10 protein-coding genes and 3 pseudogenes are annotated in these 9,027 nt (G+C 66.9%); 7 read left to right on the top strand and 6 right to left on the bottom strand.

Going from position 1 to position 9,027, the window contains the following annotated elements:
- Together ACWD3C_RS47055 and ACWD3C_RS47060 are read right to left on the bottom strand one after the other, a co-directional pair.
- A partial coding sequence (locus ACWD3C_RS47055) for a hypothetical protein (protein ID WP_451154743.1) occupies positions 1-191 on the bottom strand: 191 nt, incomplete at its 3' end.
- Between the two features lie 24 nt (positions 192-215).
- Positions 216-406: pseudogene (locus ACWD3C_RS47060) on the bottom strand (hypothetical protein); the annotation flags it as partial.
- Between the two features lie 582 nt (positions 407-988).
- Here ACWD3C_RS47060 and ACWD3C_RS47065 point away from each other — a divergent pair.
- Complete coding sequence (locus ACWD3C_RS47065) at positions 989-1,954, top strand: replication-relaxation family protein (protein WP_451154745.1); 966 nt, start codon at positions 989-991, stop codon at positions 1,952-1,954.
- A 73-nt stretch (positions 1,955-2,027) separates the two neighbouring features.
- On the opposite strand, the gene ACWD3C_RS47070 is transcribed toward ACWD3C_RS47065, so the two are convergent.
- Positions 2,028-2,192: a hypothetical protein gene (locus tag ACWD3C_RS47070; protein ID WP_451154729.1), complete on the bottom strand. Its 165-nt coding sequence runs from the start codon at positions 2,190-2,192 to the stop codon at positions 2,028-2,030.
- Between the two features lie 366 nt (positions 2,193-2,558).
- Positions 2,559-2,726, bottom strand: a complete 168-nt coding sequence (locus tag ACWD3C_RS47075; RefSeq protein WP_451154747.1) for a hypothetical protein — start codon at positions 2,724-2,726, stop codon at positions 2,559-2,561.
- Positions 2,727-2,975: 249 nt separating this feature from the next.
- Here ACWD3C_RS47075 and ACWD3C_RS47080 point away from each other — a divergent pair.
- The 5 genes and pseudogenes from ACWD3C_RS47080 to ACWD3C_RS47100 all read left to right on the top strand — a co-directional run.
- A pseudogene (locus tag ACWD3C_RS47080) lies at positions 2,976-3,125 on the top strand (helix-turn-helix domain-containing protein); the annotation flags it as partial.
- A 306-nt stretch (positions 3,126-3,431) separates the two neighbouring features.
- Complete coding sequence (locus ACWD3C_RS47085; RefSeq protein WP_451154731.1) at positions 3,432-3,599, top strand: hypothetical protein; 168 nt, start codon at positions 3,432-3,434, stop codon at positions 3,597-3,599.
- Positions 3,600-3,971: 372 nt separating this feature from the next.
- The gene (locus ACWD3C_RS47090) at positions 3,972-4,226 is read left to right on the top strand and encodes a hypothetical protein (protein WP_451154733.1); all 255 of its coding nucleotides are present in this window, start codon (positions 3,972-3,974) and stop codon (positions 4,224-4,226) included.
- A gap of 535 nt (positions 4,227-4,761) precedes the next feature.
- The gene (locus tag ACWD3C_RS47095) at positions 4,762-5,655 is read left to right on the top strand and encodes a hypothetical protein (RefSeq protein WP_451154735.1); all 894 of its coding nucleotides are present in this window, start codon (positions 4,762-4,764) and stop codon (positions 5,653-5,655) included.
- Between the two features lie 61 nt (positions 5,656-5,716).
- The gene (locus ACWD3C_RS47100; protein ID WP_451154737.1) at positions 5,717-6,187 is read left to right on the top strand and encodes a hypothetical protein; all 471 of its coding nucleotides are present in this window, start codon (positions 5,717-5,719) and stop codon (positions 6,185-6,187) included.
- Between the two features lie 359 nt (positions 6,188-6,546).
- On the opposite strand, the gene ACWD3C_RS47105 is transcribed toward ACWD3C_RS47100, so the two are convergent.
- Positions 6,547-6,951 (bottom strand): transposase family protein, encoded by a 405-nt coding sequence (locus ACWD3C_RS47105; RefSeq protein ID WP_451154739.1) that lies wholly within the window; start codon positions 6,949-6,951, stop codon positions 6,547-6,549.
- Positions 6,952-7,576: 625 nt separating this feature from the next.
- Here ACWD3C_RS47105 and ltrA point away from each other — a divergent pair.
- The gene (ltrA, locus tag ACWD3C_RS47110) at positions 7,577-8,839 is read left to right on the top strand and encodes a group II intron reverse transcriptase/maturase (RefSeq protein ID WP_451154741.1); all 1,263 of its coding nucleotides are present in this window, start codon (positions 7,577-7,579) and stop codon (positions 8,837-8,839) included.
- Between the two features lie 86 nt (positions 8,840-8,925).
- Here ltrA and ACWD3C_RS47115 read toward each other — a convergent pair.
- Positions 8,926-9,027: pseudogene (locus ACWD3C_RS47115) on the bottom strand (IS5/IS1182 family transposase); the annotation flags it as partial.

Raw genomic sequence — 9,027 nt, forward strand, 5'->3', positions numbered from 1 at the left:
TCGCTGACCAGTGCGGGAACCGGGATCTCGATCCACTCCTCGCGCGGCGTCGCGGTGACCCCGGCCTGCGGCGAGATACCGCGTCCGGCCAGCCGCGAGGTCCGGTTGGGGCGGGGTGCGCCCGGCACGGTCCGGCTCTTCCCGAAGCACGCCCGCCCCGTATAGGCGGGATTGCGGAGTATCGTCCCCAAGGTGCCGGCATCCCACTGCGGGTTACCCTGCGGCGAGGGGATCTGGTCGCCGGTGTCGATCTCGTCCTGCGTCCAGCCGGTGACGTCCAGGAGCAGCCCGTCCAGCGGCCCGCCGGTCAGTTCGACGTAGGTCTGCCCGGGCGCGGGCCCGGGTCGGGGTCGTCGTGGTCGTGGCCGTAGACCCGGCGGCGCAGCAGTTCCTCGTCCCCGTCCACGCGTCCCAGCCGCCACCGACAACGGGGGCTTGAAGTGCCCCGGGTTTGCCCGCGCTCAACACCCCACCAGCCAAAACACCATTACCTGACACACCATCACTGACATCCACCCACTGACACCAGACCGGCACATCGCACCCCTCAGGCCCGAGGTCGCGGCCAGTCCCGTCCCCGCCCGGCGTCGCGCGCGGCCCCGCCGTCGCGCGCGACGGCCACCGGCGGCATCTGGTCCCCTCGCCCGCCGCCCGGGACCTGTCCCACCCACCCACCTTCCTTGTTCTTCCTGTGGGGCGTGGTCCGGGGGCGTAGAGGGGATGCCGGCCTCCCGACCACGGCAGGACCAGCGTGGTGACCTGCGGGTTCGCGGGCAGGTGCGGCAGAGGGTGCGGACGGTTGTCGGCCGGGTTGTCGGAGGGGTTGTCGGAGGGGATTCGGGCCTGGTCCACGGAGTCGTTGTCGCTTCGTGATCGTGGTCGGGCCTTCGTGGTCGGTGGTCTGGTCGGGGCCGGCTGCTGCTGTGTCCGGTACGCGCGGCGACGGGCGAGACGGCGCCGCACCGAGCGGGAAGTGAGTGGGTCCGTGATGATCGGCGTGGACGTGGGCAGCGGGGACCGGATGGCGCTGGGCGTGCTGACGCAGTACCGGATGGCCGCCACCGAGCAGATGCACCGGGTGATCGCCCCCGATGTGCGCATCGAGCAGACCCGGCGGCGGCTGGCCAGACTGCGCGCCGAGGGGCTGGTCGACCGCATCACCCTGCCGCAGGCCGGACGGACCCGGGTGTGGTTCCCCACCCCGTACGGCGTGCAGCTCGCCTCCGAGTGGCCCGGGATGCACCGGCCGTCCAGGACCGTTTCCGATCCGACCGCCGTGCGTCTGAAGGCCGGCCACACGCTGACCGTGACCGAGACCGCGCTCGTCTTCCTCGAGGACGCCCGCCGCCGCGGCGAGCTGTGCCGACCGCTGGACTGGATCCCCGAGGTCCACCACCCGATCGGCGGCGGCGAGGCCGTCATCCTCGACGCGCTCCTGTACTACCGGCGCAGCCCGGTCGACGGCGACAACGGGTCGATGCTGCGGGCGTTCGTGGAAGTCGACCGGGCCACCATGGGCCCCGAACGCCTCGCCGCCAAGCTGTCCGCGTACGAGCGCCTCTACCGCTACGTGCCTGCGGTCCTGGGGCGCCGGCCGACCGTCCAGGAACCGGCGGTTGAGGAGTGGCGGCGCTACCCGCTCTTCCCCCGCGTCCTGTTCATCCTGGACGGCACCGGCCCAGCCGGTGCCGACAACCGGATCCGCGCCCTGCGCGCGGGGGCCGGACTGCTGGCGCCGTCCCGCTTCCCGTACGACGTCCCCGTCCTCGCCGCACCGCTGGCCGATCTGCTCCAGCACGGCCCCTCCGCACCCGTGTGGCGTCCCGTCCACGCCCCCGGCCAGCGCGTCAGCTGGACGGAGTCCGGGCATCGGCAGACATTGACGCGCGGCCGCCGCAGACGACGGCACGGGTCTGTACTGCGCTTCGCCCGCAGACCCTCCGTAGCGAAGTAGTCGGCCACCAGAGCCGCGCGTATCCGCCACTTGGCGACGCCGTCGAGGCAGGGCATGGCCAGGTCGGTGAGGATCACGTCGGGTGTGGTGCGGTCGGCGACGGCCAGCAGTTCCTCCCCGGTGGCGGCCTGCCCACGACGGCAAGCTCGTCGCTGGAGGCGAGGGCCGCGCGGAACCCGAACAGGAACATGGGGTGGTCGTCGGCGATGACCACCTTGACCGGGGCGGGTTCGGTCATGGCTCCTCCAGCGGCAGGGTGACGGTCAGGGTGGTGCCGTGCGGCGCGGTGTCGAGCGTGAAGGTGCCGTTCAGGGCCTGCGCCCGGCGGCGCATGGAGGCCGAGGCTGCCTCCTGCTCCGGGAACGCCCGTCGGCTCAGCGGCTGCTGTCCGGGCGGGCATCCTGGAGCACGGCGAGGCGCGGCTGCAGCCCTCGCAAGCTGTGTCCCAGGTCTTCACCGGTGCCTTGAGTTCGGCCGCGGCCGCTGTGGCGGGCACCAGCTCGCCGGACCCGGGCGCTGCCGCGCCGACGGCCAGGACCCAGACGGTGCGGACCGCTGGCGCGCCGGTCGCCCATTACCTTCTGCACAGTGGTCGATGATTGAACTAGTCGTGACCATATCGATACTGAACGTAATATTTCTTCGGGGTGGCCACCCGCCGCGACAGCAGCGTCTTGCCGTCCGTGTCCGGGGCGAGGGCGTGATGGTGGCCCTTGCCGCTGTCGATCCCCGCCCATACCCGGCTCATCGCGCTCCTGACGTGCGTGTTCATGTTGTTCGTGCCACGGACAACCTCGCCGGCATTGCTCTACACAGCGACTGGTTCGCCGACTGATCGATGTGACGGCCAGTCACCGCTCCACAACAAGTGGATCAGAACCGATCTCGCAGGCCGCCAGAAGAGAGGACTCCTGGCCGCCTACGGCCAGAACTTCAAGGCCATTACGGACTTCGGCGTTTCGGGGTCTGGATCTGTGTCGGGACCGGTGACGCGGTCCGTCTGAGTTGGTACGCCGGAGGCATGCGGTATCCGGATGGGGGCGGGCTGACCGCCGAGCAGCGCAGGCGCCGGGAAGAGGTACGGATGCGGGCCGTTGACCTCTTCGAGGAGGGCGTGGAAGTCCCTTGCATCGCCCGGGAGTTACGGGTGAATGAGAAGTCGGTCTACCAATGAGTGGCGTGCATCGTGAAGTCGCAGGTCACGGGTCTGGTGTGAGTGACGATTCGGGGACTCGTGCCGGTCGGCGGCTATTGTCTATGCCGTAGATCATCGGGCAGGTCCGGTTCCGGCGGTCTGCCGGGTTCGGCTGCGCCCGTGACCGACCCCCGCCTACGATCCGTCAGCAGGGCGGCACGCCATGAGACCGCGGAGATGCTGGAGCGGCAGTGGATCACCGCTCGCCGGAGCTGATCCCGCACCGCAGCGACGCGGCCGGAGGGTGCGCTGCCGGGCGACTACCGCAAGATCCTGGCGATCGTGCGGGAGGCGGACAGCCCGGTGCAGGTCAGGGCGGTTGGCGAGCGGCTGGGCCTGGACGCGTCGGTGCGCGGCAGGCTGGAGCCGCTGCGGGCGAAGATGACCAAGCTCGCCGACCGCGGCTGGCTGCACAAACGCCCTGACGGACGGTTCACCGCACGTCCATAGCCGCGCGAGGCGCGTAACTGGCGGGCCCCCGGCGGCAGTTGAGTTTGGTGTGAAGAAAAACAACCCTCACGCCGAGGGCCCTGACGGACTTGTCTACACCGCCCGCCTGCCGCTGTCAGGCATACGCCGCCGAGGCGAACCGGCTCCTGGACCAGGCCGACGCCCTGATGGCCGCGCCCCGCGCCAAACGCGACAGCTCCGGAGCCGCCGCGTGGGAGGTCATCCACTCCAGCGACTTCGCCGCCGCGCTCGGTGCCCTTCAGGAGGCGCCGGAGAGAGTCGAGAACATCACCACGAGGCTCGCCGAGATGCGCGTGAGGGCGTCCCGGCTTGCTCACGACATCGACATGCAGACCCAGGAAGAACTGGCCTTTGTCCACGGGGGGGGGGCTGGTCCGCGAGCGGGCCGCCGCTCGGAGGTACCAGGCCATCGCCAGGGACATACAGGAGGAGATGGCCCTGCGCGACAGGATCGCGCAGAAGTACCTGACGCTCCATGACGAGGAGACGGACGGCCGTCGCACGCTGCGTCACGAGCAGAGGTCGGAGAAGGACGCATCGCACGACGGCCAGGCAGTGGCTGTCGCGCAGAATCCGCAGCAGGCACAGCACCGTGGGACGCGTTGAGCAGCCCACGGATGCCAATACCGCTCCCCAAGAGCCTCTGCTGGCTTTCTTCACGCCTTCGGGAACATCTGGCGCGGGCACTTCCTCCCGAACCGCTGTCGAAACGCTGCTCTTCGACGTGAACAGAGCCACTCTGCGGCTTCGCGTCTGCGGATCACAGGCAGGGCGGGATGCCCAGAACTGTTAGTAAATCTACTGCTTCACCCCAGGCTGGTTGATGGAGGTACGGCTCCCTTGTGGGTCAAACGACCGACACACTCAGCGACCGGACCGGGCTAATGTGCCCGTCGTGCAGAGCCCGCAGAGCCGATGCAGCACAGCAGCGAAGTGCAGCAAAATGCTGCCCGAGGTTCCGGCCGTCGGCGGAGGTCGCGCGGGCCGCATTTTCGGGGAAGGGAACCAAAGCTGGGACTACCCACGTCAGTCCGACCGGCATACCGACACCAGAGCCGTGATCCCGTTAATTATGTCGTTCTGGGTAGTTTACGGGGGAGATGGGCCTCGCCCTGCCCGGAACATGGAAAGGTGCACATCGGTGAGGCGGAAGTATTCAGCCATGCTCACAGCAACGGTGCTCTGCTTGCTGGCAGGTTGCGCTGACGAACCGCGACCGTGGGAGGAAATCTCCCACTCCAGGGTGCGGGATCTGACCAATGAGGAAGTCGTCGAGATCGAGCGGGCCGAGCAGAAACTCATCAAGGCGTGCATGACGAATGAGGGGTTCCCCTACTGGGAATTCCCGGTGCCCAGCGTTGACGAGCGAAAGTCGGGCAATTACGTCATCGAGTCCGTGCGGTGGGCCGAGGCGTATGGATACGGTCGAGAATTCGAAAAACGTGGCGAAAAGATACGAACCTCCCACCGGACCGTCATTTACCAGAACAAACTGTCCAAGGAAGGGCGCGTCAGTTACACCCGGGCTCTGGACGGCAACTACAGGGACAGGATGACGGCCAAACTCCCCGGGAAACTTGGCACGGTGGAAACCCCACGCGGGGGATGCACCAACGAAGCACGCGCCAGGCTCTACGGCGACGCCGAGATCTGGTTCACCACACGCCGAACCGTGGAGGGTGTCTTCCCCCTCTACGCCCAGGCCCTCAAGCAGGACGAACGCTTCACGAAAGCGCTCCGTCAGTGGGCCGACTGTATGACGAGAGCCGGACGGCCCTTCGACAGCCCCGATGATCTCCGGCAGAAGAGGGCGGCGGCCGTCGAGAACATGCCGGATGCCGAAGCCGACGCCTTCGACAGGAAACTCGCCGTCACCGAGGCGACGTGCGCCGTGGAGTCCTCCCTGGGCAAGGTGATCCGCGTCCTGGAGAGCGAGTACCGGGCCAGGACTCTGAAGCCGTACAGCGAACAGTGGGACACCTACCGGAAGATGCGCCTGCACGCCCTGCGGCAGGCCCAGGACGTCCTGTCCTGACCATGACTCCGGCAGACATCCGACTGCCGGACACCACACACCTGCTACAGAGGAGATTGGCATGCGCAAGCGCAAGTTCGGTTCGGCTGCCGCCGTGGCGGCCCTGACCGGGGTAGCGGTCCTCGGCTTCAGCCCCAGCGCCTCAGCCGAAACCCCCGGGACCTGCTGGGACAACTACGAGAACGCCGTCAGCGGATACATGTCCGCCTACGACAAGCTCAACTGTGACGACTTTCTCGGCATGGCTGCGGGCAACGACCTGGACTGGGGTGACTCCTCAGGCGGCTTCCGGGGGAGTGACCGCAACAAGGCCAGCTCCCTCGTCAACAAGGGGAACTACTACGAGGTGAAGTTCTACTTGGGGTCGGGAGGCAACAGCAACTTCCACATCTGCCTCACCCGTGCCGAGGGATTCGTCCGGGATCTCAGGGACGACTACTGGCTTAATGACCCACTCTTCGGCACCGTCAACAACTCCATAGGTTCGCACCGATGGGTCACCAGGACCTCATGTTCGGCCTACGCAGTGTGACCCTTCCCATCACCACACCAGACGACACAGTCGTGATATCCGGTCAGTTGGCGGGCGGGGCTGGGTGAACACGGACGGGCGCGGCACATCATGATCGTGTATTTCCACTCGCAAGATCAGGAGGGCCGCGCCCGCCTGACGTTACGCCTTCTTCCGCCGCTGGCGCGACCACGGCCTGGTCAAGAAGTTCCACGACCGGCTACGCGCGCAGGTCCGCGAGAAGGCGGGCCGCGACGCGGAGCCGACAGCCGGAGTGAGCACGGTGCATCGTGAAAACTGCACGTCAGATGGCCTGGTGTGCGTAGGCGTCGGGAGGCTCGGGCAGGTCCGCAGCGGTAGTCCACCGACAAGGTCGTCCGTCAGCGGGCGACTTCCCGGTTCGTCAGCACCAGCAGGGCCCGCACCAGCGCAGTCGCCCACCTCGGATCCGTGCGGAGCTTGCCGAGGACACGCCAGTTCTTGAGATGGGCGAAGCCGTGCTCGACCGGGGCCCGCACCGCGGCCAGTGCCTTGTTGGACAGCTTCTGCCCACGGGTCAGGGGCCGGTTGCGGGCGGCCTTGTAGCCGGTGATCACCGCCGGGTCGGCGTCCGGACCGGCATCGTCGAGTCCGACGAACCCCAGGTCGGCGATCGCGCCGAGACCGACCGCCCGCAGGTGAGCGGTGAGTTTGTCGTGCCGACAGGCGGTGATCTCCGAGGCGCGTCCGGGCCGCACCGCGGAGACCCATACCAGTCGGCCGCGGTCGTCGGTGAGAGCGATCACGAGCAGGCCGTGGCATTTTTGCTTGCCCGAATAGTTCTTCCGTTGTGTCCTGAACGTGAAAGGGAGTTGGTTGTAGGACAGCTTCTGAAAACGGTGCTGTGTGAGAGATGAAGGTATGGCCCTTCGATGTCGTCCTGCGGGGGATGGCGTCAAACTACCTCATGTTGCGTTAGCTGAAGAATGTCGTGATGAGCGATGAGGAAAAGGCGTCGTGAGAGGCGTCAGGTAGGGACCGGGAAGACGAGCGCAAGCGAATCGCTGCTGAAGTGTCGAAAACTACTGAGAAGGCATCAAAACTGGGGCCTCGGAAGTGTCCCGGGATGAGTCCGGCGGATACCCGTTTACTGGCCGGTCGGTGTCCGGCATGCAGGCGACGTGAGCCCGGTCTGCTGCTCTCGCACGGAACAGGAGAAGGCGCGCCCCGATACTGCCCGTGCAGGTCCGGCGGGGGAGAGGGAGTGTCCCAAGCGGCAGACACCGCAAGGGATCGAGTACCGATGCGGGGTGCGCTGGCGGACCGGCCTGTAGTAGTGATGAAGCCTCTGTAATGGGGGTGGAGCAAAGGGGCCGGGTCGTTCGTGACTGAGTTGATCGCATCAACCGGATGTTCTCCGGGAGGAGTCCGATGGGCCAGTTGAAGTCACAGGTCAAGCCATTTGATATCTCGAAGTGGGAAGTGAAGGAGGCGTGGGAGGACGTCAGGGCGAATAAAGGTGCACCCGGTGTGGACGGGCAGAGCATCGCCGCATTCGAGAAGGACCTGGAGAACAATTTGTATAAGGTCTGGAACAGGATGTCGTCGGGTTCGTACTTTCCGCCCCCGGTGCGCATGGTGGAGATTCCCAAGCCGCATGGCGGAGACACGAGAATCCTCGGGATTCCGTCTGTCGCCGATCGCGTGGCGCAAACTGTGGTGGCACGGCATCTGATGCGCAGGGTGGATCCTGTATTCCATCCGGATTCCTTCGGATACCGGCCCGGACGGTCCGCGCTGGATGCGGTCGAGCGGTGCAGGGAACGCTGCTGGAAGAGGGGCTGGGTCATCGATCTCGATGTCCAGGAGTTCTTCGACAGCGTGCCCTGGGACCTGCTTGTCAAGGCAGTGGAAGCTCACACGGATGCCGTATGGGTGATTTTGTATGTCCGGCGGTGGCTCGCGGCCCCACTGGAGCAGCCCGACGGCAGCCTGCTGACCCGGGAGAAGGGAACGCCCCAAGGTGCTCCGGTATCTCCCGTTTTGGCGAACCTGTTCATGCACTACGCGCTCGACCTTTGGCTGGAGCGGGAGTTCCCGACAGTCATGTTCGAACGCTACGCGGACGATGCGGTGATCCACTGCGTCACCGAGTCGCAGGCCAGGCGGGTGCTGGCCGCGCTCACGGACAGGATGGACGAGGTCGGGCTGCGGCTGCACCCCGCCAAGACCAGGATTGTGTACTGCCGGGACGGCAAGCGACAGGGCTCGTACGAGCACACCTCGTTCACCTTCCTCGGCTACACCTTCCGCGCCCGCAAGAACCGGGACCGGCACGGCAGGGACTTCCTGGCGTTCGGCCCGGCGGTCAGCAAGGACGCCCTGAAGAAGATGAGCGCGCAGGTCCGCTCCTGGCACCTGCACACGCGCTCGGAGCTGTCCCTCACCGAGCTCGCCCGGCGCGTCAACCCGGTCGTGGCGGGCTGGATCAACTACTTCGGGCGATTCCGCCCGTGGGAACTCAATCCCCTCCTCATGCGCATCAACGCCTACCTGGTGCGCTGGATCCGCCGGAAGTACAAACGGCTCGCGGCAAAGCGGAGGGCCATCGCGAAACTGCGGGAGATCGCCCAGCGGTACCCGCGCCTCTTCGCGCACTGGCGGATCACCCCTGCACCCGCATCGGCCTGGTGATCAGAACGACAAGAGCCGTGTAACGGGAGACTGTTACGCACGGATCTGTGAGAGCCGAGGGGTGAGACTCCCCTCGGCTACTCGGCGTTCTCGGTCCCGGTGCGCCGCCGGGTGCGTATCAGGGAGCCGTCCAGCAGCACCACCCCGCCACCCTTTCGGGCGATCTTCCTCAGCGCGCGGTCCAGACG

Source organism: Streptomyces sp. NPDC002845, from assembly GCF_053591955.1.

Coding starts and splice junctions, on each gene's coding strand:
- ltrA (WP_451154741.1), top strand. CDS start 7,577: ATGGGCCAGTTGAAGTCACAGGTCAAGCCATTTGATATCTCGAAGTGG.
- ACWD3C_RS47070 (WP_451154729.1), bottom strand. CDS start 2,192: ATGACCGAACCCGCCCCGGTCAAGGTGGTCATCGCCGACGACCACCCC.
- ACWD3C_RS47075 (WP_451154747.1), bottom strand. CDS start 2,726: ATGAACACGCACGTCAGGAGCGCGATGAGCCGGGTATGGGCGGGGATC.
- ACWD3C_RS47065 (WP_451154745.1), top strand. CDS start 989: ATGATCGGCGTGGACGTGGGCAGCGGGGACCGGATGGCGCTGGGCGTG.
- ACWD3C_RS47100 (WP_451154737.1), top strand. CDS start 5,717: ATGCGCAAGCGCAAGTTCGGTTCGGCTGCCGCCGTGGCGGCCCTGACC.